Origin of the sequence: Ornithinimicrobium sufpigmenti (assembly GCF_004322775.1) — a bacterium.
GTDB classification, from domain to species: Bacteria; Actinomycetota; Actinomycetes; order Actinomycetales; family Dermatophilaceae; genus Ornithinicoccus; species Ornithinicoccus sufpigmenti.
In genome coordinates, this window is record NZ_CP036403.1 from 3171637 (window position 1) to 3196898 (window position 25262).

A 25262-nucleotide genomic window follows, 5' to 3' on the forward strand; every position below is an offset into this window, starting at 1 on the left:
CATGCCCCAGGGTCGTGCATAACCTTGCCTCCAGATTGTGCTGAGAAATCACCCTGGCGCACGTGGTATCCCCGGCAAAACCTGGGATCAAGGTTGTGCGACCTGCGACCTGCCACGCCTGCGACCTGCGGCGTTTGACCCCCGCCGCCCGCACCGCCCCCGTGAACTTCGGCCCGCGTCCTCGAGACCGGATCGCGTGACTTTCTCAGTGGCACACTCACGCGGTCGCGCGGGCCGCGGCCTCGGCACGGGCGATCGCGGCCAGGATCTTGCGCCGAACCACCCGAGGGTTCCCCACATCCTCCCAGCTCAGCCGCACGACCTCGTAGCCGAGGGAGCGTAGGGCGTCCTCTCGCAGCTTCTCGGCGTGCAGGGCGTCAGGGCTGACGTACTTGCCCTTGCCGTCAAACTCCACGAGCACCCGCCAGCGCCCCAGCTTGAGGTCGGCGTAGACCGTGCGGTCGCCCAGATCCACCGGGTACTGCGGGAGGAGCGGGCCGAACCCCAGCATCTGCAGCAGCCATCGTGACCGGCTCTCGCCGACCGACTCGCTACGACCGTCGGCCAGCTCCACCACCTCGCGCACCACGCCGCTGGCGATGCCGAAACCCTCCTGCAGGCCTCGTTCGATGTCCTCCTCGACTCGTGCACGCGCCGGTCCTCGCCGTTGCCCCATCCTCTTGCGGTCCGTCGTCTCGGCCAGGTGCAGCACCCCGTCGAGGCAGACCAACCCGGCCTCGGCCCCATGCAGGGCCGCCACCTGCAGGGCCGCCAGTGCCGGGCGCACGACGTGGAGGCCGTCGACCTCGACGACCCAGCCGTGCTCGACCGGCCGATGGACGAAGATCGTCTCGTCGTGGCGCCCACGCCCCCCGTCGGTCCTGACCAGGTGCACCAGGCCGTCGGAGCCGAAGTACGCAAGCTCGTGCACCATCAGTGCGCTCTCGTGGCTCAGCGCGTGATGCCCAGCGGGATGAGCAGCCAGAGTGTGCCCCACCGCTCGCGTCCGCAGCTCCGCCCGCTCCCAGGGCGTGGCAGCCGCGTAGGCGCTGCCCAGCACGAACGCCCCTCGGCGCACCCGCACGAGCACCTTGGTCCTCACCAGCGCGTCCACGATGTGCCGGGTCACCCCCGGCAGCGCCAGGAGCTCAGCGCTGCTGGCCACCCCACCCTGAGCCTTCATGAGCTCGACGATCGCAGTCTCCATGGCTGCCAGTCTGCCGCCGTGCTGATGCTTCGACCGGGTTATCCACAGGTTGCAGCTGGATGACGACGCACCGGGGCCCTGTGCACTCTGCACGACCTTGATCCCAGAAAAGGCGGGTGGTGCCACGCGCTCGGCGGTGAATCCTCAGCACAACCCGGGTTCAAGGAGATGCGGGACGGGTCGTGAGGAGGCGAGGGAGCGAGCGCACCCGGCACAGCAACGGGCCCCCGACCAGATCGGTCGGGGGCCCGTCGACAGCTTCTGCCGGCTCTCTCGAGCGCGGTGCTCAGTGCAGCGGGGTGGGGCTCACTCCGAGGTGGCGTCCGCCACGGTGCCCACGCGAGCCGGGTCCACGGGGATGCCGGGGCCCATCGTCGTGCTGACGGTCGCCTTGGTGACGTAGCGACCCTTGGAGGAGGACGGCTTCAGCCGCAGGATCTCGTCGATCGCCGCGCTGTAGTTCTCCACCAGCTTGGCCTCGTCGAAGGAGGCCTTGCCGATGATGAAGTGCAGGTTGCTGTGCTTGTCGACGCGGAACTCGATCTTGCCGCCCTTGATGTCGGACACGGCCTTGCCGGTGTCCATCGTCACGGTGCCGGTCTTGGGGTTCGGCATCAGGCCGCGGGGGCCCAGGATCTTGCCCAGCCGACCGACCTTGCCCATCAGGTCCGGGGTGGCCACGACCGCGTCGAAGTCGGTCCAGCCGCCGCCGATCCGCTCGATCAGGTCGTCCGAGCCGACGTAGTCGGCGCCGGCCTCGCGGGCGGCCTCGGCCTTGTCACCGTTGGCGAGCACGACCACGCGGGCGGTCTTGCCGGTGCCGTTGGGCAGGTTGACGGTGCCGCGGACGAGCTGGTCGGCCTTGCGGGGGTCGACGCCGAGCCGCAGGGCGACCTCGACGGTCGAGTCGTACTTGGTGGAGGCGGTCTCCTTGGCCAGGCGGACAGCCTCGCGGGGGGCGTAGAACTTGCCCTCCTCGATCTTGTCCGCCGCGGCGCGGTAGGCCTTGCTGCGCTTCATGGTGACTCCTTGGTGTTCTGGTGGGAGCTGTGGTCAGGCGGGCCAGCGCAGGCCCTGCCACAGGCGGGACGGTGGGGCACATCGCCCAAGGCCCGTCCCTGGCCAGGTATGCCGCCGGCCGGGCGGGCGGCATACCTGGCCTGGGGGTGATCAGGGGGTGGTGATGCCCATCGAGCGGGCGGTGCCAGCGATGATCCGCTTGGCCATGTCCACGTCGACGGCGTTGAGGTCCTTCATCTTCATCTCGGCGATCTCGGTGAGCTGCGCGTCGGTCAGCGAGGCGACCTTCGTCTTGTGCGGCTCGCCCGAGCCCTTGGCGACGCCGGCAGCCTTCTTGATCAGCTCGGCGGCCGGAGGGGTCTTGGTGATGAAGGTGAACGAGCGGTCCTCGTAGACCGTGATCTCGACGGGGATGACGTTGCCACGCTGGGACTCCGTCGCGGCGTTGTACGCCTTGACGAACTCCATGATGTTGACGCCGTGCTGACCCAGCGCGGGGCCGACGGGCGGGGCGGGCGTGGCGGCACCGGCCTGGATCTGCAGCTTGATGAAGCCGGAGACCTTCTTCTTGGGGGGCATGGGTGTCTTCTTCCTTGGTTATGGGCCGACGCCGTGGGCGATGACCCGGTTGCATGCCGAAAGACGGAGTCTTTCGGCATCCCAGGACGGAGTCCTGGGAAATCTATGAAGTTACGCGGGCGAAGCCCGCTCCGTGCCGGGCGCAGCCCTCAGAGCTTGGCGACCTGGTTGTAGGACAGCTCGACGGGGGTCTCGCGGCCGAAGATGGAGACCAGCACCTTGAGCTTGTTGCTCTCGGGCAGGATCTCGGAGATGGTGGCGGGCAGGGTCTCGAACGGACCCTCCATGACGGTGACCGACTCGCCGACCTCGAAGTCGACCTGCGGCGCGCCGGCCGGCAGCCCGAAGGCGGCGGCGTCCTCGCCCTTGGCCTCGGCGGCGACCGGGGCCTCGAAGACGGGGGCCAGCATGGAGACGACCTCGTCGATCGACAGCGGCACCGGCTGGTGGGCGTTGCCGACGAAGCCGGTCACGCCGGGGGTGTGCCGCACGGCGCCCCAGGACTCGTCGGTGAGCTCCATCCGGACCAGCACGTAGCCAGGCATTCGCACGCGGCGGACCTGCTTGCGCTGGCCGTTCTTGATCTCGGTCACCTCCTCCATGGGGACCTCCACCTCGAAGATGTAGTCCTCCATGTTGAGGCTGACGATCCGGGTCTCCAGGTTGTGCTTGACCCGGTTCTCATAGCCCGCGTAGGAGTGGATGACGTACCAGTCGCCGAACTTGCCGCGCAGGCTCTGCTTGAACTCCTCCAGCGGGTCGACCGGCTCGGCGGCCTCGGCCGCGGGCGCCTCGTCGATCTCGGCGGCGTCAGCGTCGTCGGCCGGTGCCTCGGTGGTGATGTCGTCGGCCTCGCCGTAGACCTCGTCCTCGACGTCGGTCGGGGCGGCCTCGTCGGTCTCGACGGCGTCGACGGCACCGTCGAATCGCTCGGCGGCCTCCAGGTCGGCGTCCTGGACGGACTGCTCGGCCGTGACCTCGTCGTGGTCAGGGGTCTGCTGGGACATGGCCTACTTCCTCATGTGATCGGTGCGTGCCGGCGTCGAGCGCCGGCAACGGGGTGCGTGGCTCAGCCCGCGAAGACGAGGGCGACGAGCCGCTGGAAGACCTGGTCCAGGCCGAAGATGAAGCCGATCATCACCACGACGAAGACGAAGACGACGATCGTGTAGGTGATCAGCTCCTGCCGCGTCGGCTGGACGACCTTGCGCAGCTCGGCCATGACCTGGGCGACGAAGGTCGCCGGTCGCGGCGGCTGGCCAGAGCCAGGCTGGTTGCGCGCGACACCCTCGGTGTCGTGGGCCGGGTTCGCCACGGATCGCCTTCCTGTCTGCAGGTCAAGTGGTCATCAAGTGGTCACGACCGCATACCGTCCGGTCTGCGGTGCCGCTCGCGCAGGGCATGAGGGACTCGAACCCCCAACCGCCGGTTTTGGAGACCGGTGCTCTACCAATTGAGCTAATGCCCTTCACCGGGTGTCCCGCGCTCGCCTACCGTTGGGGGGCAGGCTCACGCACGGTGCGAACACCCGAAGTGGCAGTCTACGGGACGGTGCGGACTGGTGCAAAGATGGTCCGCGTGAGCGAGCACACGCAGAGGACCCGTATCTCCCGCCGGATCGGCGCGATCGCCGAGTCGGCCACCCTGGCGGTCGACGCCCGCGCCAAGGAGCTGAAGGCGCAGGGCCGGCCGGTCATCGGCTTCGGTGCCGGTGAGCCGGACGCCCCGACCCCCGACTACATCGTGCAGGCGGCGATCGAGGCGGCCAGCAACCCGGTCAACCACCGCTACTCCCCCGCGGGCGGCCTGCCCGACCTCAAGGCCGCGATCGTGGCCAAGACGGCGCGCGACTCCGGGTATGCCGTGGAACCGGCGCAGGTGATGGTCACCAACGGTGGCAAGCAGGCGGTGTACAACGCCTTCGCCACGCTGCTGGACCCGGGCGACGAGGTGCTCCTGCCGGCGCCGTACTGGACCACCTACCCCGAGGCGATCCGGCTGGCGGGCGGAGAGCCGGTCGAGGTCTTCGCCGGCGCGGACCAGGGCTACCTGGTCACCGTGGAGCAGCTGGAGTCCGCGCGCACCGAGCGGACGAAGGTCCTGCTCTTCTGCTCCCCCTCCAACCCCACCGGTGCGGTCTACCCGCCGGAGCAGGTCGAGCAGGTCGGCCGCTGGGCGCTGGAGCACGGCATCTGGGTGGTCACCGACGAGATCTACGAGCACCTGGTCTACGACGGTGCGCAGGCGACGTCGATGCCGGTCCTGGTGCCCGAGCTCGCGGACACCTGCGTGGTGCTCAACGGGGTGGCCAAGACCTATGCGATGACCGGCTGGCGGGTCGGCTGGATGATCGGCCCCAAGGACGTCATCAGGGCCGCGACCAACCTGCAGAGCCACGCGACCTCCAACGTCGCCAACGTCTCCCAGCGCGCGGCGATCGCCGCCCTGGAGGGCTCGCTGGAGGCCGTCGAGACGATGCGGTCGGCGTTCGACCGTCGGCGGGCCACCATGGTGGAGATGCTCAACGCCATCGAGGGCGTGCACTGCCCGGTGCCGCAGGGCGCGTTCTACGCCTACCCCAACGTCGAGGGCGTCCTCGGCCGGACGATCCGGGGGCGCACCCCGCAGACCAGCGCCGAGCTCGCCGCACTGATCCTCGACGAGGTCGAGGTCGCGGTGGTGCCGGGCGAGGCCTTCGGCCCCTCCGGCTACCTGCGGCTGTCCTACGCCCTGGGCGACGACGACCTCGTCGAGGGCGTCGGCCGGATCCAGGCCCTGCTGGCCGAGGCTCGCTGACCCGCAGACCGGGGGTCCGGTCACCGCAGTCGGCGCGTCCGGGCACCGCACGGCGCGCGCTCTGTCACCGCAGAGCGCGCGCCCGGCGTGCAGGAGGCCCGGGTGCTAGTCGGTGCCGGACTCCATCGCGGCGCGGTCCAGCGCCTCCTCCTCGTCCTCGGTCGGGCCGACGCCGCCGGCGATGCGCTCGGCGCCGCCCGGGGTCAGCTCGCCCACCAGCGAGGTGGTGGCCAGGCCCATGGCCGACGCGGCGGCGCCGCCGGACCCGAGGAGGCCCATCCCGACATACTGCTCCAGCCGCGCACGGGAGTCGGCGATGTCCAGGTTGCGCATGGTCAGCTGGCCGATCCGGTCCGTCGGCCCGAACGCGGCGTTGGTCACCCGCTCCATGGACAGCTTGTCCGGGTGGTAGGAGAAGGTCGACCCGTCCGTGGAGACGATCGTGTAGTCGTCGCCGCGGCGCAGCCGCAGGGTGACCTCGCCGGTGATGGCTGAGGCCACCCAGCGCTGCAGGGACTCGCGGATCATCAGGGCCTGCGGGTCCAGCCAGCGGCCCTCGTAGAGCAGGCGACCCAGGACGCGGCCCTGGTTGTGGTAGGCCGCGATCGTGTCCTCGTTGTGGATGGCGTTGACCAGCCGCTCGTAGACGATGTGCAGCAGCGCGATCCCCGGGGCCTCGTAGATCCCGCGCGACTTGGCCTCGATGATCCGGTTCTCGATCTGGTCGGCCATCCCCAGCCCGTGCCGGCCCCCGATCTCGTTGGCCCGCATCACCAGGCGGACGGGGTCGCCACCGAAGTCGTCGCCGTTGATCGCGACCGGCCGGCCGTGCTGGAAGGTCACGGTGACCGTCTCCGCCTGGATGTGCTCCGCCTCGTCCCAGAAGGGCACGCCCATGATCGGCTCGACGATCTCCATCGAGGTGTCGAGGTGCTCCAGCTTCTTGGCCTCGTGGGTGGCGCCCCAGATGTTGGCGTCGGTGGAGTAGGCCTTCTCCTGGCTGGCGCGGTAGGGCAGGTCGCGCTCGGAGAGCCACTGGCTCATCTCGTCGCGCCCGCCGAGCTCGTCGACGAAGGCCTCGTCGAGCCAGGGCTTGTAGATGCGCAGGTTGGAGTTGGCCAACAGCCCGTAGCGGTAGAACCGCTCGATGTCGTTGCCCTTGAAGGTGGAGCCGTCGCCCCAGATGTTGACGTCGTCCTCCTTCATCGCCTTGATGAGCATGGTGCCGGTCACGGCCCGGCCCAGCGGGGTGGTGTTGAAGTAGGTGCGGCCGCCGGAGCGCAGGTGGAAGGCGCCGCAGGCCAGGGCGACCAGGCCCTCCTCGACCAGCTCGGCGCGGCAGTCCACCAGCCGGGCGATCTCCGAGCCGTACTCCAGCGCGCGGCTGGGCACGGTGTCGATCTCCGGCTCGTCGTACTGACCGATGTCTGCCGTGTAGGTGCAGGGCACGGCGCCCTTCTCACGCATCCACGCGACTGCGACAGAGGTGTCGAGACCGCCGGAGAAGGCGATCCCGACCCGTTCACCGACGGGGATGCTCGTCAAGACCTTGGACATGCAGATGAGTGTATGCGGTGAGCCGCATAGATATGCAATCCGCTGGTCAGGGCCCTATTCATCACCGCGCAACTGGAAGCGCTGCAGGCGCCACCCGGCGGCACCGACGCCGGCGACAAGGATGACGAGCCCCGCCACCACGGCATACCCCAGGCCCATGTCCACACCGAGGTCCAGCGCGGAGAGGGCCTCGGTCAGCCGCTGGGTGATCGAGTACACCGAGACGTAGCGCAGGCCGCTGAGCAGCGCGCCCATCGCCCCCTCGAGGATCAGCACGTAGACGAGTCCGGCGATCATCCCGTGCCGGGTCGCGGCCGAGAACGCGGTGAAGAGCGCGGTGTAGAGCACGGCCCCGACCGCGCCGGCCACGACGGAGCCCAGCGCCCAGTCTGCCCCGAGCCCGCCGGCGAGCGCGGCCGCGGCGAGCCCGACCGCGCTGAGCAGCACGGAGACGCCGGCGGCGGTGGCCCACTTGGAGACGGCCATGGCATACCGGGACACGGGGGTGGAGAGCAGGTAGACGACCGAGCCGTCGTCGATCTCGGGTCCGAGCACGCCGTTGGCGGCCAGGAGCGCCACGACCGGCACGACGATGCCCAGCCCGACCTCGACGATGATCGTCTGCCCGTCGACGGCCGCACCGGTGAGCATCCGCACGGTGGCCGCCAGAGCAACCAGCAGAAGCGGCAGCGCCAGGAGGACCAGGCCTCGGCGCTGGCCGACGAGGGCCCGCAGGGCAAGGCGGCTGATCGTCGCGTTCATGACTGCACCAGGTAGGTGAAGACCGACTCCAGCGACTCGTCGGTGGGGGTGAGCTCGCGGACGGTGATCCCCGCGGCGCGGGCCAGGGCCGGCAGGGCGCGGGCGAAGTCGCCCATGTCAGTGACCTCCACGTGCACCTCGCTGGAGCCGGCCGGGGTCTCCAGGCTGACGCCGCGCACGCTGGGCTGGCCCATGAGGGCCGCGGCCAGGGCGCGGTCGTCGCTGCTGCGCACCGTGTAGCGGGTGGGCCGGTCGGTCATCAGCCGCCGGATGGCGCCGAAGTCGCCGCTGGCGGCGTGCCGTCCCGCGACGACCACCTCGACGTGCCGGGCGATGTGCTCGACCTCCTCCAGGATGTGGCTGGAGAAGAGCACCGTGCGGCCCTGCTCCCCCATCCGGGTGAGCAGGTCCATCAGGTGCATCCGCTGCCGGGGGTCGACACCGTTGAACGGCTCGTCCAGGAGCAGCACCTGGGGCTCGTGCACCAGCGCACTGGCCAGCTTGGCCCGCTGGCGCATCCCCTTGGAGTAGGTGCTGATCGCCCGGTCCGCGGCGTCGACGAGGTCGACCTCCTCCAGCGCTCGCTGGGTGGCGGCGCGCGGATCGGGCAGCTTGTGCAGCTCGGCGTTGGCCTGCACGAACTGGCGGCCGGTGAGGTAGGCGAAGCTGACCTCGCGCTCGGGGACGAGCCCGAGCCTGCGGTAGACCTCGACGTTGCGCCAGACCCGCTCCCCGTCCAGGGTGACGGTCCCGGCGGAGGCCTCCAGGAAGCCGGACATCAGGGCGATCAGCGTCGACTTGCCGGCCCCGTTGGGCCCCAGCAGGCCGGTGACCCCCGGGCCGATCGTCATCGTGACGTCGTTGACCGCGACCACGTTGCCGTACCAGCGGCTGACGCTGTCCAGGACGAGCTCACTCATCGGGCACCCCTGTTCCGGTAGCGGCGGACGAGGAAGAGCAGCCCGAGGGCGGCCAGACCCAGGGCGATCAGGAGCATCGCGAGGGCGGTGAGCGTGTCCTCGGGCGGGGCCTCGAAGGCGGCGGTCGCATCCCCGAGCCCGTGCTGCACGGCGTCGACGAGGACGAACGGCGAGAGCAGCCCGAGCCAGGTCGCGATGCCCTGCTGTCCCTGCTCGTTGGCCACCTCCTGCAGGATCGCCGTCATGCCCAGGCCGAAGAGCAGCACGACGATCGAGCCGCCGATCGCCAGCCCGCGCCGCATGGTCAGGCACGACGCCACCGCCCCGACGGTGGCCAGCAGGACCGCCAGGAGCACCGCCCCGGCCATCGCGACCAGCCAACGGGGCAGCTCCTCGGTGAAGTCGGTCCCCGCCGTCAGACCACCGATCAACATGACGACCAGCGGGGTGATGACGAAGGCCAGGATGGCCAGCACCAGCGAGGCCCAGCGGACCAGCGCGAAGGTGGTCGACCCCAGCGGGCGGGCCAGGTAGAGGCTGATCACCCCCGAGCGCAGGTCCCGGGTGAAGAGCACCGGCGCCTGGGCGGCGACGAAGAGGATGACGAAGAAGGAGATGTTCTGCTGGTAGCCGGCGTAGTCCAGCAGCGCGGAGCTGAGCCCGAGGAAGCTGACGATCCCGACGAGCACGAGGGCCGGCACGAGCGACATGAAGAGCAGGGCGAACGGCAGCACCTTGGCCTTACCGGAGCGGCCGAAGCCGAACGTCGACAGCGCCCCGTGCCGCAGCAGGCCGGCGATGATGCCCCACCTGCTCTGGCGCGGCCCGCGGTAGGGGCGGTAGCCGATGTCGTGGATGACGCTGCCATGTCCGTCGGTCGTCACGGGGTCACCTCCTCGCGGAAGACGTCTTCGAGGCGGCCGGTCTCCGGCTGGACGCGCACCAGACCCAGGCCGAGATCGGCGGCGGTGTCGCGCACGAGGTCGCGCAGCCGGTCGTAGGCGAGGGCGGCGGCACGCGCGTCCGCCGTGTCTGCCGCGGCCTCTTCGCGTGTCCTGTCCGGCCCTTCCGCGTGTCCTGTCGGGACCTCTGCCGTGTCCTGTGGGTCCTTCTCGCGTGTCCTGTCGGGGGTGGGTGGGTCAGGGGTGGGTGGGTCGGGGGTCGCCCGTGGGTCGGGGGTCGCCCGTGGGTCGGCCGGGAGCGGGTCGATCTCGATGAGACCTCCCCGCGGCCGGCAGGACAGGCCGCGGGCGGCCAGCGCGTGCCCCATCCGGGTCTGTGCGTCGGTGCCGTCCGGACCCGGGTCCCCCAGGACCTCGACCAGGACGAGGCCGGTGTCGCCGAGGAAGGACCGGGTGGCCTGGGAGCGCAGCAGGTGCCCGCCGTCGAGGACGACCACGTGGTCGCTGATTCGCTCCAGCTCGCCCAGCAGGTGGGAGGTGACCAGGACCGGGATGCCGAAGTCGTGGCCGATCCGGCGCACCAGGGAGAGCATGTCGTCGCGGGCGGCAGGGTCCAGGCCGTTGGTCGGCTCGTCGAGCATGACGAGCCGGGGGTCGTGGACGAGGGCCTGGGCCAGCTTGGCCCGCTGCTTCATCCCGGTGGAGTAGCCGCCCATGAGGCGGTAGCGCTCCTCGGCCAGCCCCACGTGCCGCAGCACGTCGGCGGCCCGCTCGCGCGCCGCTGCCGGGGGGAGCCCCGAGACGCGCCCCATGTGCACCACGAAGTCGATGGCGCGCATGTCGGGAGGCAGGCAGTCGTGCTCGGGCATGTAGCCGACCGCCTCGCGGATCTGCATCCCCTCCGTGCGGATGTCGTGCCCCAGCACCTGCGCGCCACCGGAGGTGGGCGTGAGCAGGCCCAGCAGGATCTTGATCAGCGTGGACTTGCCCGCCCCGTTGGCCCCGACCAGACCGGTCACGCCGTCCCCGATCTCCACGCTCAGGTCGCTGAGCGCAGCGACCTGAGCGGCGCCGTAGCGCATCCCGAGCGTCTGTGTCTGGATCACCCCCACCTGGTCGACTCTAGACCGCGCAGGGTGGGACCGACAGTGGGTTAGCCCCCGTGTCGCGCCGTCTAGGGTGGGCGCATGCCAGACCGCACGCGCTCCGTCCACGCGCTGCCGAAGGCCCACCTGCACCTGCACTTCACCGGGTCGATGCGGGTGCAGACCGTGCGGGAGATGGCCGCCAAGCACGGGCTGCGGCTGCCGCCGGCGCTCACGACGCAGTGGCCTCCGCAGCTCTCGGCCCGGGACGAGCGGGGCTGGTTCCGCTTCCAGCGGCTCTACGACTCCGCCCGCGCCTGCGTCCGGGACGAGGAGGACCTGCGCCGGATCGTCCGCGAGGCGGCCGAGGACGACGCCGCGGAGGGGTCGCGCTGGCTGGAGCTGCAGGTGGACCCCACCTCCTACGCCCCGTCCGTCGGCGGGCTGACCCCGGCGATGGAGATCATCCTGGACGAGGCCCGCCTCGCCAGCGAGACGACCGGCACCCAGGTCGCCATCGTCGTGGCCGCCAGCCGGATGCGGCACCCCCTCGATGCGCGGACGCTGGCGCGGCTGGCCTCCCAGTACGCCGGCTACGGCCCCGGCTCGGTCGTCGGCTTCGGGCTGTCCAACGACGAGCGTCGGGGAATGACAGCTGAGTTCGAGGGCGCCTTCCGGATCGCCCGGCGCGCCGGCCTGGTCAGCGTCCCGCACGCCGGGGAGCTCCTCGGCGCCGACCACGTGCAGGTCGCTCTCGACCACCTCCGCCCGCACCGGCTCGGCCACGGGGTGCGCGCCGTCGAGGACCCCGAGGTGCTGCGTCAGGTGGTGGAGCGGGAGATCGTCCTCGAGGTCTGCCCGGGCAGCAACGTCGCCCTCGGCGTCTACCCGACCCTGGCCGACGTCCCGCTGAGCCGGTTGCTGGACGCCCGCGCGAAGGTGGCGCTCGGCGCCGACGACCCGTTGCTCTTCGGAACCCGCCTGGCCGACCAGTACCTCTCGGCGAGGGAGGACCACGGCCTGTCCGACGAGGTGCTGGCCGACCTGGCCCGGGCCTCCATCGAGGGCGCCCGCGCACCTGCGGACGTGCGCCGCGAGGTGCTGCAGGGCATCGACGCCTGGCTCGCCGACGAGCCTGCCTGACGCGCCAGGGCGTCGTGCGTGGTCGCCGTCACAGCTCGAGGCCGACGAGGACCGGCTCGTTCACCAGCCGCACGCCGAAGGCCTCCTCCACCCCGTCCCGCACCTCGCGGGCCAGCGCGAGCAGGTCTGCCGCCCGGGCGGAGCCACGGTTCGTCAGGGCGAGGGTGTGCTTGGTGGACAGGCCGGCGGGAGCGCCCTGGAGGGTGCGGTGTCCCTTGCGGAAACCGGCCTTGTCGATGAGCCACGCCGCCGAGGTCTTGACGTGCGTGTCGTCGGTCGTCGGGAACTGCGGTGGCACAGGCCCGTCCGGACCGAGCTGGCGCCGGGCCCGCTCGGTGACGTGCTCCATCTGCTCGACAGTGATGATCGGGTTGGTGAAGAACGAGCCGCAGGACCAGGTGTCGTGGTCGTCGGCGTCGAGCACCATCCCGCGCCGCCGACGCTGCTCCAGCACCGCCTCACGCGCGGCGGCGAGCGGAACCCGGTCACCGACCTTGACGCCGAGGCCGGTGGCCAGGTCGGCATACCCGATCGGCTGGGAGAGCTCGGTGGGCCGCAGCGAGAAGGTGACGGTGAGCACGACGTGGCGCGGCGTCACCGCCCCGGGCACGGCGTCCGGGCCGACCATCGAGTCCTTGAGCACGGAGTGACGGTAGGAGAAGCGCAGGTCACTCGCGAAGAGGGTGCGGATGCGCTGCTCGGCGCGGTCCCAGACGCGGACCGACGCGATCGTCTGGGCCACCTCCTGCCCGTAGGCGCCGACGTTCTGCACCGGGGTCGCGCCGGTCGCGCCGGGGATGCCGGAGAGCGCCTCGATGCCGGACCACCCTTGCGCGCACGCGTGCGCGCACAGGTCGTCCCAGTTCTCCCCGGCCGCGACGGTGACGCTGACGCCACCGCAGGCGCTGGCGTGCGGCACCTCGACGCCGCTGGTACGGACCAGCACCACCGTCCCGGGAAAGCCCTCGTCGGCGACGAGCAGGTTCGAGCCGCCGCCCACGACGAGCAGCGGCTCCCCCGTCTCGTCCACCTCGCGGACCGCCTCGACCAGCTCGGCCTCGGTGGTCGCCGTCACCAGTCGCCGGGGCGGGCCGCCGACGCGGACCGTCGTGAGCTCGGACAGAGAGGGGTATGCCGAGCCGGTCCCGGGGTTTACGGGAGCGGAGCCGGTGGGGTTCGCCTCGGTGGAGCCGGTGCGGGGGTTCACGGGGGCGGAGCCCGTGGTCTCGGCGGAGCCGGTGCGGGGGTTCACGGGGGCGGAGCCCGTGGTCTCGGCGGAGCCGGTGCGGGGGTTCACGGGGGCGGAGCCCGTGGTCTCGGCGGAGCCGGTGCGGGGGTTCACGGGGGCGGAGCCCGTGGTCTCGGCGGAGCCGGTGCGGGGGTTCACGGGGGCGGAGCCCCTGTGTGACGTCATACCCGGACCACGGCCTGGCAGCGCCCGAGCACCTTCTCCCCGTCGCAGGTGGCCGTGATCGCGATCGTCTCGGTGCCGGCCTCCTCGTCCTTCTTGGTCACCGTGCCCACCACCAAGACCTCGACGGTCTCCCCCTCGGGCACGACCACCATGCCGGTGAACCGGGTCTGGCAGGACAGCACGCGAGCCGGGTCGCCGCCGACGTAGGCGGTGACGACGTCCAGCGCTGCCCCCATGGTCCACATGCCGTGCGCGATGACGTCCGGGAGGCCGACGGAGCGGGCGACGTCTGCGTCCTGGTGGATGGGGTTCTGGTCGTCCGAGGCGTCGGCGTAGGCGACGAGCCGGGCCCGGTCGACGGTGACGGTGCGGGTCAGTGCGGCAGGGTCGGTGGCGGGCACGCTCATGAGCCCTCCCCTCGCACGACGATCGTGGACCGCACGGTGGTCACCGGCCGTCCCTCGTCGTCGGCGAGCTCGACCCGGGTGGAGACCATCCCGCTGCCCCCGGCCTCGCGCATCCGGTCCACGTGCAGCACCCCGGTGAGGACGTCACCGGCGACGATCGGGCGGTGGTGGACGAAGGCTTCCTCCCCGTGCACCACCCGGGCGAAGTCGATGCCGGCCGCGGGATCGCCGATGAGCTGGGCCTCGCACTGCTGGGCCAGGCGCACCGCGAAGGTGGTGGGCGCGACGACGTCGCGGTAGCCCAGGGCCTGCGCCGCGGCCTGGTCGTGGTGGGCCACGCCGGTCGCGCCGATCGCCTCGGCGAAGGCGACGATCTCCTCGCGGCTGACGGTGAACGGGCCGGCGGGCGGGTACTCCCGGCCGGCGTAGTCCGGGTTGATGGGCATGCCGGCCAGACTATCGGTGGAGTCGCGCTGCGATGACGGCGTCCTGCGTTCCGGGTCCTGCACTTCTCGCGCTCTGACACCTGGACCGCAGGACCCAGACCGCAGGACCGCACAACGACGAAGGCCGCCACCCGGAGGGGTGACGGCCTGCGTGGTCGAGCCTCGCGTCAGCGGGTCTCGCGGTGTGCGGTGTGCTTGCCGCAGCGCGGGCAGAACTTCGCCATCTCGAGCCGGTCGGGGTTGTTCCGCCGGTTCTTCTTGGTGATGTAGTTGCGCTCCTTGCACTCCGTGCACGCCATGGTGATCTTGGGGCGGATGTCAGCTGACTTGCTGGCCACGGTTGCAACCTGCTCTCGGATTCGGGATGGATCTGCGGGTGGTAGCGGGAGCGGGGCTCGATCCCGCGACCTCACGATTATGAGTCGTGCGCTCTAACCAGCTGAGCTATCCCGCCTCGGGAGGCGACCCAGGTGGGCCAGCCTGCCAGAGCCCCCAAACGGAATCGAACCGTTGACCTTCTCCTTACCATGGAGACGCTCTACCGACTGAGCTATAGGGGCCAGCTGTGAATCCTGCACGGGCCGAGGGCCCCGCAGGCAGCGAGAAGCAACTTTACACGGGCGTCGCGGCGGAGACAAAATCGCTGACGCAGGCCCGGGACCGGGCCCGGAATCGAGCTCGGAACCACCCTAGGCATCAGGGCTGCGGATCAGGCTGCGCATCGGACTCGCGATCCGTCCGTCGAACCGACTGGGGGCCTGACTGGGGATCCGTCTGTGGATCAAGCAGCAGCTGCAGCGCCGCACGGTGCCGCCGGTAGGCCTGCCGCCCCTCCGCGGTGCTGGCGTAGGTGGTGGTCGCCCCAGGCCCGCGCCCCGACTTGGCCACCGTCAGGTACCCGGCATCCGCCAGTGCGGTCATCTGCTTGGACAGGTCTGAGTCACTGAGCCCCAGGCGGGCCCGCACGTAGCCGAAGTCGACGCTCTCGGCCGAGTTCAGCAGCGCCAGCGCCGCCAGCCTCTTGGGTGCGTTCAGCACAGGGTCGAGGGCGGACAGCGGCGAGGTCACCGCAGCCGCTCCCGCACCTCTGCCGCGGCGCGCGGGTAGAGCCACCGCCCGTAGAGGGAATGCACCAGCGCCGTCGCGCATGCCGCCGCGATGACACCAGCGAGCCACCCGAGCAGCCACCACAGCACCGCAGCGACGACCCCGGCGGCCACCAGCCCGAGCAGGAACAGTCGGTGCGCAGCCCTCACTTCCGGCGGCGCCTCGGTCATGCGGGGCCATACTCCCCACCGGCGACGCAGGCCGGCGACCATGGCGATCTGCAGCACGATGAGGGCTGCGAGCACCGCGGAGGCCTCGCTCGACCGGCCCTGCGCGTACAGGTGGACCACCACGGCCAGGGCGCCCCACAGCAGCCCTGCCACGGCTTCGTACCACCACGGGGTCTTCGGACGGTCGACGAACGGTGAGGCCGCGGCCCGGTCCGCCTCTCGGAGCAGCTCAGAACTTTCCATACTGGAAACTCTACCCAGAGCTTTCCGTCTGCGCAAGTACTCTGCCGCGCGCGGGCCACCGCGACTCAGGGTCGAGGACCCACCTGCATCGTCATGTGCACCCGCTCACCGTCGCGGGAGGTGACGGCGAGGTCGCCGCCCGCGAGCTGCATACCGCCCCGGAGCACCACCGTGGACGGCAGCAGGACCGGCTTGACGAACTGCGCGTCGATCCCGCACGCCTCCGGCAGGCGCGGCTGCACCGCCGCGAGCGCCCGGGCGTGGGTCCACATACCGTGCGCGATGGCGCGGGGGAAGCCGAGCGCCTTCGCTGTGGGGGCCGTCAGGTGGATCGGGTTGGCGTCGCCGGAGACCTTCGCGTAGTCGCGGCCCAGGTCCTTGGGCAGGCGCCAGGTGGCCAGCTCGGTCCGCGGTATGTCGTGCCGCTCACCAGAAGACGCCTCGGCAGCGTTCTCGTCGCCCTGGCCGCGGACCAGGTAGGTCGACCGTCCCTCCCAGACCACCTCGTCCCCGACCCGGGCCTCCCCGTGCAGGTCGACGGTGTGGCCCTTGCGGTGCGGGGCCAGGCCGTCGGCCCAGGAGGACAGGGTGAGGATCTCGTCGACGGTCACCGACCGATGTTGGGTCATCGCGTTGGCGACGTGGACCATGCCCATCATCGGGAACGGGAAGGCCCGGTCGGCCATCAGCTGGACCTGCAGCGGGAAGGTCAGCACGTGCAGCCAGGTGGTGGGCAGCCGGTCGGACAGCGTGGCGCCGATGACCTCGCAGTAGTCGGCCAGGCGCCGGACGTCCTGCTCGACGCCGGTGAGCATCACCCGGCGCCGCGGGAGGCTGCCCCGTGCGCCGGGTCGTCCGCGGCTGGTCGCGACCGCCTTGGCGAAGAGCGGTGCGATGCGCGGGGTGGCGTCGAGGAGGTGGACGTCCAGGTCAGCGGCGGGTCCGTCCTGCGGGTGGGGGGCGGGAGTGGTGTCGGTCATGCTCATGCTCCCAGCTGGGACTGGCCGCAGACGCGCAGCACCTGGCCGGTGACGGCGGCGGAGGCGGGTTGGGAGAGGTAGCCGATCGCCTCGGCGACGTCGACCGGACGGCCACCCTGCTGCAGGGAGTTGATCCGGCGGGCCACCTCGCGGGTGCCCATCGGCATCCGGGCGGTCATCTCGGTCTCGATGAAGCCGGGGGCGACCGCGTTGACGGTGATGCCGCGCTCGGCCAGCCTGGGGTCGGCGCTCATGGCGCGGACCAGCCCGATGACGCCGGCCTTGGAGGCGGCGTAGTTGGTCTGGCCGCGGTTGCCGGCGATGCCGGAGGTGGAGGCGACGCCGATGATCCGGCCGCCGTCGTCCAGGCCGCCGGGCAGGTCCGGGTCGAGCAGGACGTCGTTGATGCGGATCTGGGCGGCCAGGTTGACCTCCAGGACGCTGGCCCACCGCTCCTCGTCGGTGTTGGCCAGCAGCTTGTCGCGGGTGATCCCGGCGTTGTGCACGATGGTGTGGATCCGGGCGGCGTCGCCGAACCGCTGGGCCACGTGGGCAGCGATCCGCTGGCCGGCGTCGGGTGCGGTGATGTCCAGCTGCAGGGCGGTGCCGCCGATGCGGTTGGTCACCGCGGTCAGCCCCTCGCCGCCGGCGGGGACGTCGACCGCCACGACGAGGGCGCCGTCCCGGGCGTAGGTCTCGGCGATGGCGGCACCGATCCCACGGCCCGCGCCGGTCACGACGACCACCTGGCCCTCGAACGGGCGGGGGGTGGTGAGGTCGTCGACCGCGACCGGGCTGGTGGCGGCGCCGACGTGCAGGACCTGGCCGGAGACGTAGGCGGACCGTCCCTCGAGGAGGAAGGACAGCGTGGAGCCCAGGTCCGCCGCAGTGGTCGGGGTGCCGGTGAACAGGTCGACCCGCACCAGGTTGGCGGTGGCGCCCGCCCGCAGCTCCTTGCCGACGCTGCGGACGATGCCCTCCAGCGCCTGCTGGGCCGCGACGGCCGTCGGCGCGCCGGAGGTCTCCGGCTCGACGCCGACGACGATGACGCGGCCCGAGGTCTCCAGTCCCTTCATCGCCGGCCGCAGGAGCCCGCGCACCGACTCCAGGTCGGCGATCGAGGTCACCTGGGTGGCGTCGACGACCAGGGCACCGATCGTGGCGGGGTACGGGGCCGGCACCTCGCGGGTGCGGCCCTTGTCGTCGGTCTGGCTCACCCGGGTGTCCGGGGTGTCGACGAGGGCGTCCTGGGGCTCGACGCCCAGCAGGCCGAGCGCGTCCCGGACCAGGTGGGCCGCACCCCCTGCTCCCCCGGCCACGCCGAGCACGACCGGCCCGGTCGGCAGCGCGCGACCGCGGCGCAGCCTGGCCGCCTGCGGCACGCCCAGCTGCTTGGCCAGCGGGTTGGTGGTCAGCATCTGCATGAGGTCGGCCATGGTCAGCACCCTTCCAGGATCGCGACGACACCCTGGCCGCCGGCAGCACAGATCGAGATGAGGCCACGGCTCCCCGGGCCCTTCTCGTGCAGCATCTTGGCCAGCGTGGCCACGATGCGCCCGCCGGTCGCGGCGAACGGGTGGCCGGCGGCCAGCGAGGAGCCGTTGACGTTGAGCCTGCTGCGGTCGAGGGAACCCAGGGGGGCCTCGAGGCCGAGCCGCTCCCGGCAGTACTCCTCCGACTCCCAGGCCCTCAGCACGCTGAGGACGGTGGAGGCGAAGGCCTCGTGGATCTCGTAGTAGTCGAAGTCCTGCAGGGTCAGGCCCTGGCGCGCCAGGAGGCGTGGCACGGCATACGCACCGGCCATCAGGAGCCCTTCCTCACCGGAGACGTAGTCCACGGCGGCGACCTCGGCGTCGACGAACCGGGCCAGCTGCGGGAGCCGGTGCGCCTCGGCCCAGTCCGGCGATCCCAGCAGCACCACCGCCGCACCGTCGGAGAGGGGGGTGGAGTTGCCGGCGGTCATCGTCGCGCCCTCGCCCTTGCCGAAGACCGGGGAGAGCGTGGCCAGCTTCTCCACCGAGGTGTCGGGCCGCAGACCCTGGTCGCGGGAGAGCTTGAGGAAGCTGGTGGCGAGGTCGTCGAAGAAGCCGGAGTCCCAGGCGCGGGCCAGGTTGTGGTGGCTCGCGGCGGCCAGCTCGTCCTGGGCCTCGCGGGTGATGCCCCACTCCTTGGTGGTGCGGGCCTGGTGCTCGCCCATCGACAGGCCGGTGCGCGGCTCGGAGTTGCGCGGGGTCTCGGGTGCGAGGTCGCCGGGTCGGATGGTGGCCAGGGCCTTGATCCGCTGCATGGGTGACCTGGCGGCGTTGGCCTTGATCAGCGCCTTGCGCAGACCCTCCCCCACGGCGATCGGGGCGTCGCTGGCGGAGTCGACGCCGCCGGCGACGGCGGAGTCGATCTGACCGAGCTTGATCTTGTTGGCGACCTGGATGACGGTCTCCAGGCCGGTGCCGCAGGCCTGGGTCAGGTCATAGGCCGGGGTCGTCGGCGACAGGGCCGAGCCGAGCACGGCCTCGCGGGTCAGGTTGAAGTCACGGGAGTGCTTGAGCACGGCGCCGGCCGCCACCTCACCGACCTGCTGACCGGCCAGCCCGAAGCGGGCCACCAGCCCGTCCAGGGCGGCGGTGAGCATGGCCTGGTTGGAGGCTGCGGCATACGCGCCCCCGGCCTTGCCGAAGGGGATCCGGTTGCCGCCGACGACGACGGCGTCTCGCACGGTGGGCTGGTCGGGCATCGGGTGCTCCTTGGCTATGCAGGGAAAATCGATCGGCATGTATCCGATACCGACTGTAGCCGATACGAGGTGTACCCGGTACCCTGACGCTATGAGGTCACCTGGCCAGTCCCCCACGATCCTGCCCAACGGTGCTCGCGACGGTCGCGACATGCGTTGGGAGGCGCACCGGGCCAAGCGGCGCCGGCAGCTGGTGGAGGCTGCCCTCAAGGCGATCCGCAAGCACGGCGCGGGTGTGGGCATGGACGAGATCGCAGCCACGGCGGGCACCAGCAAGACCGTGCTCTACCGGCACCTGGGCGACCGGTCCGGGCTCTACCACGCGGTCGTGGCCTCGGTCGACGAGACCATCCTGGCCGACCTGGCGGCGGCCCGGGAGAGCGGCGAGGACGTCGTCAGCCGGATCGCCGCGATGGTCAGCTCCTACCTGCACATGGTGGAGCGCGACCCGGCGATCTACCGGTTCGTCATGACCCGGCCCCTGGAGACGACCGAGGGCGACCCCAGCGACCCCATCCGACAGATCACCGGGCACATCGGTGAGCAGCTGACGCAGGTGCTGCACCAGCACCTGTCCACGACCGGACGGGCCGCCGAGGCCGACCTGCTGGCCCCGGTATGGGGTCACGGCATCGTCGGCCTCGTGCGCTCCGCGGCGGACCAGTGGCTGACCCGCACGCCACACAGCACGGGCACCCCCACCCCGACCGTCGACGACGTCACCCACGCCGTCGTGGCCCTGATCCGCCCGGCCCTGAGCCACCCTGCACCGGAAGACCCGGACCCGGGGGCGCCTGTCCGCGCAGACCGGGCCAGCCCCATACCGAGCCCCACACCTGAGCCGCACCCGAGCAAAGGACGATGATGACCACCCAGACCCCCACCCACCAGACCCGCCCGCGCACCGATGTGGAGATGCCGGCCGCAGCCTCCGCCGCCGCCACCTCGGCGACCCACCCCGAGCAGCTCACCGAGCTGGGTGAGGCGCTGCGCGAGGCCACCGGCGGCCGCTACGGGCAGGTCCGCGCGCTGGCCAGGGCCACCGTCCCCGCCGAGCTCATGGTGCGCGACCCCGCGCAGAGCATGGCGCAGGCCCGCGAGTGGACGCGGCACACCCTCAAGGAGCTGGTCGACCTCGGCATGGCCGGCAGCGGCTTCCCGGTCGAGCAGGGCGGGCTGGACGACCTCGGCCGCTCCTGCGTCGACTTCGAGATGACCGCGCACGGCGACCTCTCGACCACGGTCAAGAGCGGCGTCCACTTCGGCCTCTTCGGTGGAGCGGTCACCTCGCTGGGCACGCAGTGGCATCACGAGCAGTTCCTGCCCGCCAACCTGGCCATGGAGGAGATCGGCTGCTACGCGATGACCGAGTTCGGGCACGGCTCGGACGTCGCCTCGTTGGAGACGACGATCACCTACGACGGGCAGACCGACGAGCTGGTCGTGCACTCCCCCACCCCGTCCTCGGTCAAGACCTACATCGGTGCCGCGGCGGAGGACGCGCGGATCGCGGCCGTCTACGGCCAGCTCATCGTCGACGGCCAGGGCCAGGGCGTGCACGTGGCCCTGGTGCCGGTGCGGGACGAGGCCGGCGCCCCCCTGCCCGGGGTGACGCTGGGCGACAACGGGCACAAGGGCGGCCTGCTGGGGGTGGACAACGGCACGATCGCCTTCGACCAGGTGCGGGTCCCGCGCCGCATGCTGCTCGACCGGTATGGCGGCATCGACGACTCCGGTGCCTACGTCTCCGACATCGAGGGTGAGAGCAAGCGCTTCTTCACCATGCTGGGGACGCTCGTGCGGGGCCGGATCTGCGTCGCGGCCGGCGCGGCGGTGTCCTCGCGCAAGGCTCTTTCCATCGCGACCCGGTATGCCCTGCGCCGGCGGCAGTTCTCGGCCCCGGGCCACGACGGCGAGGTCGTCCTGATGGACTACCTGGCCCACCAGCGCAAGCTGGTCCCGGCGATCGCCACGGCTTACGCGCACACCTTCGCCCTCAACGAGATCGTGGAGCGGCTGCAGGAGCTGCACGAGATGCCGGGCAAGGACCAGGTGGCCCAGCGCGAGCTGGAGACCCGTGCCGCAGGGCTCAAGGCGCTCATGACCCGCTTCGCCAACGACACGATCCAGGTATGCCGTGAGGCGTGCGGCGGTGCCGGGTACATGTCCGAGAACGGGCTGACCACACTGCGCGCCGACGCCGACGTCTTCGCCACCTTCGAGGGCGACAACACCGTGCTGCTGCAGCTGGTCGCCAAGGGCCTGCTCACCGGCTACCGCGAGATGTGGGGCGACCTCGACATGCGGGGCATGGTGCAGTTCGCCGCCCGCACCTTCGGCGGCCAGGTCGTCGAGGCCACCTCGGTGCGCCCGCTCGTGGAGCGGCTCATCGCCGCGGCGGCCCGCAAGTCCGAGGACGAGACGCTCCTCGACCGGGGCTGGCACCTGTCGATGTTCGCCGACCGCGAGCGCCACGTGCTGGAGACGGCGGTGGGCCGGCTGCGTGGCCGGGCCAAGGACGAGGACTCCTTCGAGGCGTTCAACTTCGCCCAGGACCACGTCCTGCTCGCGGCGCGCACCCACATGGACCGGCTCGTGCTCGAGGCTTTCGTCGCCGGGATCGACGCCTGCGAGGAAGGCGAGGCCCGCGCGGTCCTGGAACGGCTCTGCACCCTCTACGCGCTCAGCTCGATCGAGGCCGACTCCGGGTGGTTCCAGTCGCACAACCGGATGTCCGCCGCCCGCGCCAAGGCGGTCACCGCGCAGATCAACAAGCTGTGCGCCGAGCTGCGTCCCGACGCCCTGAGCCTGGTGGAGGGCATGGGCGTCCCGGAGGCCTGGCTGAACTCCGCGATGCTCGCCGAGGACCCCGAGTCGCTGGCCCGGTGGACCCCGGGCGCCCCCGCCTGACAGAGCACGTCAAAGGGCCCGACAGAGCACGTCAAGAGGCCCGACAGAGCGCGCGAAACGGCCCGTCAGGACACGGGGGCGTGTCCTGACGGGCACGCGACGGGCACCCTCGGGCGACAAGTCGAGGAGGGCACCGCGTGGAGCGCGTCCTCCTCCGGCGCGCGAGCGGTCAGCCGTGGAAGGTGCGGCGCAGGGCCTCGACGAAGTCCCGGTAGTAGGCCCTGGTGATGCGCGCCTCCGGCATCTGGTCGTAGGCGTGGAAGCCGCCCGGGTAGACGTGCAGCTCTGTGGGCACCCCCTCGCAGATGAGCCGTCGGGCGTACTCGATGTCCTCCTCGAGGAAGAGGTCGAGGGACCCGACGCTGATGAAGGTCGGCGGCAGACCCGTCAGCGACTCGGCGCGCGCTGGGGCCGCATACGGCGAGACGTCCTCACCGCCCGGCTCGTGACCCAGGATCGACGCCCAGCCGAACCGGTTGTCCGCCGGCGTCCAGACGAACTCCCCTGCGTGCGGGTGCGGGTCGGTCGTCGAGGCGGTGCGGTCATCCAGCATGGGGTAGATGAGCAGTTGGTAGCTGATCGGGAACTCGTCCCGGTCCCGTGCCAGTAGCGAGAGCGCCGCGGCCAGTCCACCGCCGGCGCTCAGCCCGCCGACGGCGATCCTGCCGGCATCGACTCCGAGGTCCGCGGCGTTGACGTGCAGCCAGCGCAAGGCCGCGTAGCAGTCCTCCACCAATCCCGGTGCCGTGGTCTCCGGCGCGAGCCGGTAGTCGACGGAGGCGACCACCGCGTTGGTCTCGGTGGCGATCCGCCGGCAGAGCATCTCGTCGGCGTCGGCCGAGCCCAGCACGTAGCCACCGCCGTGGACCCAGACGAGGGCGGGGGCTGGCGTCGTCCGGTTCGTGGGCTCGTAGTAGAGGATGCGGACGTCGGGGTCACCCTCGGCGCCGGGCACATGTTTCTCGGTGGTGGTGACATCGGGATAGACCTCTGCGGGATCCGGGGCGCCCTCGACGGGGACGGCCATCCCCTGACGCACCAGGGGCAGGGTCTCCGCGCTGAGGTTGAGCGGGGGGAAGACCTCGAGCATGGGTGCGACCTCGGGGTCGACGAGGTGACGGGTGCTGACGGTGGTCATGCGTTCTCCTTCGGGTGGGGGTGGTGCACGGGGTGCAGACGGGTATGCAGGGTGCTCAGGCGGGCGCGGGGACCGCGGGGGCGGGGTCGCTCGGCACGGGGACGCCCACCCGGGTGAAGCCGGGGTAGCCCTGCTCGGCGACGGTGGCGCAGTGCTCGCGGTAGGCGCCGACCCCGCCCAGGTAGGGCATGAACACCCGAGGCTTGCCCGGGATGTTGGCGCCCATGTACCACGAGGCGGCCTTGGGGTAGAGGGTGTAGGAGGCGACCTCGTTGACGTGCTCGACCCAGGTGTCCTCCGCGTCCTGCTCCGGCTCGACGGCCGCCAGGCCGTCCCGGCGGATCGCGGAGATGTAGTCGCTGATCCAGTCCACGTGCTGCTCGATCGAGACGATCATGTTGCTCAGGACCGAGGGGCTTCCGGGCCCGGTGATCATGAACAGGTTGGGGAAGCCGGCGCTCGCCACCCCGAGGTAGGTCCGGGGACCCTCGGCCCACTTCTCGCGGAGCAGCTGCCCTCCCCGCCCTCGGATCTCGATCTGGTTGAGCGGGCCGGTCATGGCGTCGAAGCCGGTGGCGAAGACGATGACGTCCACGTCGTAGTCGGTGCCGTCGACGCGGACCCCGGCCCGGGTGATTCGCTCGATGGGCGTCTCGCGGATGCTCACCAGGCGGACGTTGTCCCGGTTGTAGGTCTCGTAGTAGTCGGTGTCGATGCAGATCCGCTTGGTGCCGATGGGATGGTCGCGCGGCAGCAGCAGCTCGGCCGTCGTCGGGTCCTTGACGATGCTGCGGATTTGGTCGCGCACGAACTCGGCCGTGACCTCGTTGGCGGTCTCGTCGACCGCGGTGTCGGTGAAGGCGCTCATGATGGTCGCGCCTCCCTCGTCCCAGCGCTTGCGCAGCTCCGCGGCGCGGTCCTGCTCCGGCAGGTCTGCCGTCGCGCCGATGGGGTCGGAGACCAGCACCCCGGCGGGCGAGAACCGTGCCTGCTGACGCAGGGCGGGGAAGTGGGCCTTGACCTCTGCCTGCTCCTCGGGGTCCAGGGGGCGGTTCTGCGCCGGGACCGAGAAGTTCGGGGTCCGCTGGAAGACGGTGACCTGCTCTGCCTGGGCGGCGATCACCGGGATCGCCTGGATCCCGGAGGACCCGGTGCCGATGACAGCGACCTTCTTGCCGGAGAGGTCGACGCCCTCGTGCGGCCACCGGCCGGTGTGGTAGGTCTCGCCGGTGAAGTCCTCCACGCCCTCGAAGTCGGGCACCCGGGAGGCGGACAGACAGCCGACCGCGGTGATGAGGAACTGTGCCTCGTAGCGCTGCCCGTCATCGGTGGTGACCTGCCAGCGGTGACGGTCATCGTCATACACCGCTGACTCGACCGAGGTCTCGAAGCTCATGTCCGGGCGCAGGTCGAACCGGTCGGCGACATGGTTGGCGTAGCGCAGGATCTCGGGCTGGGTGGGGAAGCGCTCGGTCCACTGCCATTCCTGCTGCAGCTGGTCGTCGAACGAGTAGCTGTAGAACAGCGACTCCACGTCGCAGCGGGCGCCCGGGTAGCGGTTCCAGTACCACGTCCCCCCGACCCCCGTGCCTCGCTCGAAGACCCGGACCCGCAGCCCCAGGTCCTCGCGCAGGCGCAGCAGCTGGTACATGCCGGCAAAACCGGCTCCGACGATGATCGCGTCGTACTCCGTCGTCGACTCGCGAGTCATGATCCCACTTCCTCGTGGTGTCCCCCGGGAGGTC

Annotated in this window: 25 protein-coding genes and 3 tRNA genes; 4 read left to right on the top strand and 24 right to left on the bottom strand. The window is 71.3% G+C overall.

Annotation, left to right across the window (positions count from 1 at the left end; genetic code table 11):
* Nucleotides 1-217: 217 nt before the first annotated feature.
* From ESZ52_RS14595 to ESZ52_RS14620, 6 genes are all read right to left on the bottom strand, one after another.
* Nucleotides 218-1207: a PDDEXK family nuclease gene (locus ESZ52_RS14595; RefSeq protein WP_131105573.1), complete on the bottom strand. Its 990-nt coding sequence runs from the start codon at nucleotides 1205-1207 to the stop codon at nucleotides 218-220.
* Between the two features lie 306 nt (nucleotides 1208-1513).
* Nucleotides 1514-2227, bottom strand: a complete 714-nt coding sequence (rplA, locus tag ESZ52_RS14600; protein ID WP_131105574.1) for a 50S ribosomal protein L1 — start codon at nucleotides 2225-2227, stop codon at nucleotides 1514-1516.
* A 150-nt stretch (nucleotides 2228-2377) separates the two neighbouring features.
* Nucleotides 2378-2806: a 50S ribosomal protein L11 gene (gene rplK / locus ESZ52_RS14605; RefSeq protein ID WP_131105575.1), complete on the bottom strand. Its 429-nt coding sequence runs from the start codon at nucleotides 2804-2806 to the stop codon at nucleotides 2378-2380.
* 149 nt (nucleotides 2807-2955) lie between these two features.
* Nucleotides 2956-3813 carry a transcription termination/antitermination protein NusG gene (nusG, locus tag ESZ52_RS14610; protein ID WP_131105576.1) on the bottom strand — a complete coding sequence of 286 codons (858 nt, stop codon included), beginning with the start codon at nucleotides 3811-3813 and terminating at the stop codon, nucleotides 2956-2958.
* A gap of 62 nt (nucleotides 3814-3875) precedes the next feature.
* The gene (secE, locus tag ESZ52_RS19780) at nucleotides 3876-4121 is read right to left on the bottom strand and encodes a preprotein translocase subunit SecE (protein ID WP_238154615.1); all 246 of its coding nucleotides are present in this window, start codon (nucleotides 4119-4121) and stop codon (nucleotides 3876-3878) included.
* 80 nt (nucleotides 4122-4201) lie between these two features.
* Nucleotides 4202-4274 (bottom strand) — tRNA-Trp (locus tag ESZ52_RS14620).
* A 110-nt stretch (nucleotides 4275-4384) separates the two neighbouring features.
* Here ESZ52_RS14620 and ESZ52_RS14625 point away from each other — a divergent pair.
* Nucleotides 4385-5602: a pyridoxal phosphate-dependent aminotransferase gene (locus tag ESZ52_RS14625; RefSeq protein WP_181010027.1), complete on the top strand. Its 1218-nt coding sequence runs from the start codon at nucleotides 4385-4387 to the stop codon at nucleotides 5600-5602.
* A 105-nt stretch (nucleotides 5603-5707) separates the two neighbouring features.
* On the opposite strand, the gene argG is transcribed toward ESZ52_RS14625, so the two are convergent.
* The 5 genes from argG to ESZ52_RS14655 are packed head-to-tail and all read right to left on the bottom strand — an operon-like array spanning nucleotide 5708 to nucleotide 10855.
* On the bottom strand, nucleotides 5708-7159 hold the full coding sequence (gene argG, locus ESZ52_RS14630; protein WP_131105578.1) for an argininosuccinate synthase: 1452 nt from the start codon (nucleotides 7157-7159) through the stop codon (nucleotides 5708-5710).
* Nucleotides 7160-7213: 54 nt separating this feature from the next.
* Nucleotides 7214-7921 carry an ABC transporter permease gene (locus tag ESZ52_RS14635; RefSeq protein ID WP_131105579.1) on the bottom strand — a complete coding sequence of 236 codons (708 nt, stop codon included), beginning with the start codon at nucleotides 7919-7921 and terminating at the stop codon, nucleotides 7214-7216.
* A complete protein-coding gene (locus ESZ52_RS14640) occupies nucleotides 7918-8841 on the bottom strand; it encodes an ABC transporter ATP-binding protein (protein ID WP_131105580.1) in 924 nt (307 codons plus the stop codon). The genes ESZ52_RS14635 and ESZ52_RS14640 overlap by 4 nt, the downstream gene beginning before the upstream one ends.
* Nucleotides 8838-9725: an ABC transporter permease gene (locus ESZ52_RS14645; protein ID WP_131105581.1), complete on the bottom strand. Its 888-nt coding sequence runs from the start codon at nucleotides 9723-9725 to the stop codon at nucleotides 8838-8840. The genes ESZ52_RS14640 and ESZ52_RS14645 overlap by 4 nt, the downstream gene beginning before the upstream one ends.
* A complete protein-coding gene (locus ESZ52_RS14655; protein ID WP_238154616.1) occupies nucleotides 9722-10855 on the bottom strand; it encodes an ABC transporter ATP-binding protein in 1134 nt (377 codons plus the stop codon). Before ESZ52_RS14655 ends, ESZ52_RS14645 begins: the two co-directional genes overlap by 4 nt.
* Before the next feature lie 75 nt (nucleotides 10856-10930).
* Here ESZ52_RS14655 and ESZ52_RS14660 point away from each other — a divergent pair, with 75 nt between their 5' ends.
* Nucleotides 10931-11971 (top strand): adenosine deaminase, encoded by a 1041-nt coding sequence (locus tag ESZ52_RS14660; protein ID WP_131105582.1) that lies wholly within the window; start codon nucleotides 10931-10933, stop codon nucleotides 11969-11971.
* A 28-nt stretch (nucleotides 11972-11999) separates the two neighbouring features.
* Here the strand turns inward: ESZ52_RS14660 and ESZ52_RS14665 are convergent, their stop codons facing one another.
* The 11 genes from ESZ52_RS14665 to ESZ52_RS14715 form a co-directional block, all read right to left on the bottom strand.
* Nucleotides 12000-13385 carry a UDP-N-acetylmuramate dehydrogenase gene (locus ESZ52_RS14665; protein WP_202865348.1) on the bottom strand — a complete coding sequence of 462 codons (1386 nt, stop codon included), beginning with the start codon at nucleotides 13383-13385 and terminating at the stop codon, nucleotides 12000-12002.
* Nucleotides 13382-13792, bottom strand: coding sequence for a MaoC/PaaZ C-terminal domain-containing protein (locus ESZ52_RS14670; RefSeq protein ID WP_131105583.1), 411 nt, complete (start codon nucleotides 13790-13792; stop codon nucleotides 13382-13384). Before ESZ52_RS14670 ends, ESZ52_RS14665 begins: the two co-directional genes overlap by 4 nt.
* Complete coding sequence (locus tag ESZ52_RS14675; RefSeq protein WP_131105584.1) at nucleotides 13789-14238, bottom strand: FAS1-like dehydratase domain-containing protein; 450 nt, start codon at nucleotides 14236-14238, stop codon at nucleotides 13789-13791. The genes ESZ52_RS14670 and ESZ52_RS14675 overlap by 4 nt, the downstream gene beginning before the upstream one ends.
* Nucleotides 14239-14405: 167 nt before the next feature.
* Nucleotides 14406-14576 carry a 50S ribosomal protein L33 gene (gene rpmG, locus ESZ52_RS14680; protein WP_131105585.1) on the bottom strand — a complete coding sequence of 57 codons (171 nt, stop codon included), beginning with the start codon at nucleotides 14574-14576 and terminating at the stop codon, nucleotides 14406-14408.
* 39 nt (nucleotides 14577-14615) lie between these two features.
* A tRNA-Met gene (locus ESZ52_RS14685) sits at nucleotides 14616-14692 on the bottom strand.
* Between the two features lie 33 nt (nucleotides 14693-14725).
* Nucleotides 14726-14798 (bottom strand) — tRNA-Thr (locus ESZ52_RS14690).
* 136 nt (nucleotides 14799-14934) lie between these two features.
* Nucleotides 14935-15306: a transcriptional regulator gene (locus tag ESZ52_RS14695; protein WP_238154617.1), complete on the bottom strand. Its 372-nt coding sequence runs from the start codon at nucleotides 15304-15306 to the stop codon at nucleotides 14935-14937.
* Nucleotides 15303-15758, bottom strand: a complete 456-nt coding sequence (locus tag ESZ52_RS14700) for a hypothetical protein (protein ID WP_131105587.1) — start codon at nucleotides 15756-15758, stop codon at nucleotides 15303-15305. Before ESZ52_RS14700 ends, ESZ52_RS14695 begins: the two co-directional genes overlap by 4 nt.
* Before the next feature lie 65 nt (nucleotides 15759-15823).
* Complete coding sequence (locus ESZ52_RS14705; RefSeq protein ID WP_131105588.1) at nucleotides 15824-16744, bottom strand: MaoC/PaaZ C-terminal domain-containing protein; 921 nt, start codon at nucleotides 16742-16744, stop codon at nucleotides 15824-15826.
* Nucleotides 16741-18174 carry a 3-oxoacyl-ACP reductase gene (locus tag ESZ52_RS14710; RefSeq protein WP_131105589.1) on the bottom strand — a complete coding sequence of 478 codons (1434 nt, stop codon included), beginning with the start codon at nucleotides 18172-18174 and terminating at the stop codon, nucleotides 16741-16743. Before ESZ52_RS14710 ends, ESZ52_RS14705 begins: the two co-directional genes overlap by 4 nt.
* Nucleotides 18175-18176: 2 nt before the next feature.
* The gene (locus ESZ52_RS14715; protein WP_131105590.1) at nucleotides 18177-19469 is read right to left on the bottom strand and encodes an acetyl-CoA C-acetyltransferase; all 1293 of its coding nucleotides are present in this window, start codon (nucleotides 19467-19469) and stop codon (nucleotides 18177-18179) included.
* 91 nt (nucleotides 19470-19560) lie between these two features.
* Here ESZ52_RS14715 and ESZ52_RS14720 point away from each other — a divergent pair, with 91 nt between their 5' ends.
* Together ESZ52_RS14720 and ESZ52_RS14725 are read left to right on the top strand one after the other, a co-directional pair.
* Nucleotides 19561-20334 carry a TetR/AcrR family transcriptional regulator gene (locus ESZ52_RS14720; protein WP_181010028.1) on the top strand — a complete coding sequence of 258 codons (774 nt, stop codon included), beginning with the start codon at nucleotides 19561-19563 and terminating at the stop codon, nucleotides 20332-20334.
* A complete protein-coding gene (locus ESZ52_RS14725; RefSeq protein WP_238154618.1) occupies nucleotides 20334-22379 on the top strand; it encodes an acyl-CoA dehydrogenase family protein in 2046 nt (681 codons plus the stop codon). The genes ESZ52_RS14720 and ESZ52_RS14725 overlap by 1 nt, the downstream gene beginning before the upstream one ends.
* 169 nt (nucleotides 22380-22548) lie before the next feature.
* Here the strand turns inward: ESZ52_RS14725 and ESZ52_RS14730 are convergent, their stop codons facing one another.
* Together ESZ52_RS14730 and ESZ52_RS14735 are read right to left on the bottom strand one after the other, a co-directional pair.
* Nucleotides 22549-23517 carry an alpha/beta hydrolase gene (locus ESZ52_RS14730; RefSeq protein WP_131105593.1) on the bottom strand — a complete coding sequence of 323 codons (969 nt, stop codon included), beginning with the start codon at nucleotides 23515-23517 and terminating at the stop codon, nucleotides 22549-22551.
* A 55-nt stretch (nucleotides 23518-23572) separates the two neighbouring features.
* Entirely contained in the window at nucleotides 23573-25228 is a 1656-nt protein-coding gene (locus ESZ52_RS14735) for a flavin-containing monooxygenase (protein WP_131105594.1), read from the bottom strand.
* Nucleotides 25229-25262 lie beyond the last annotated feature (34 nt).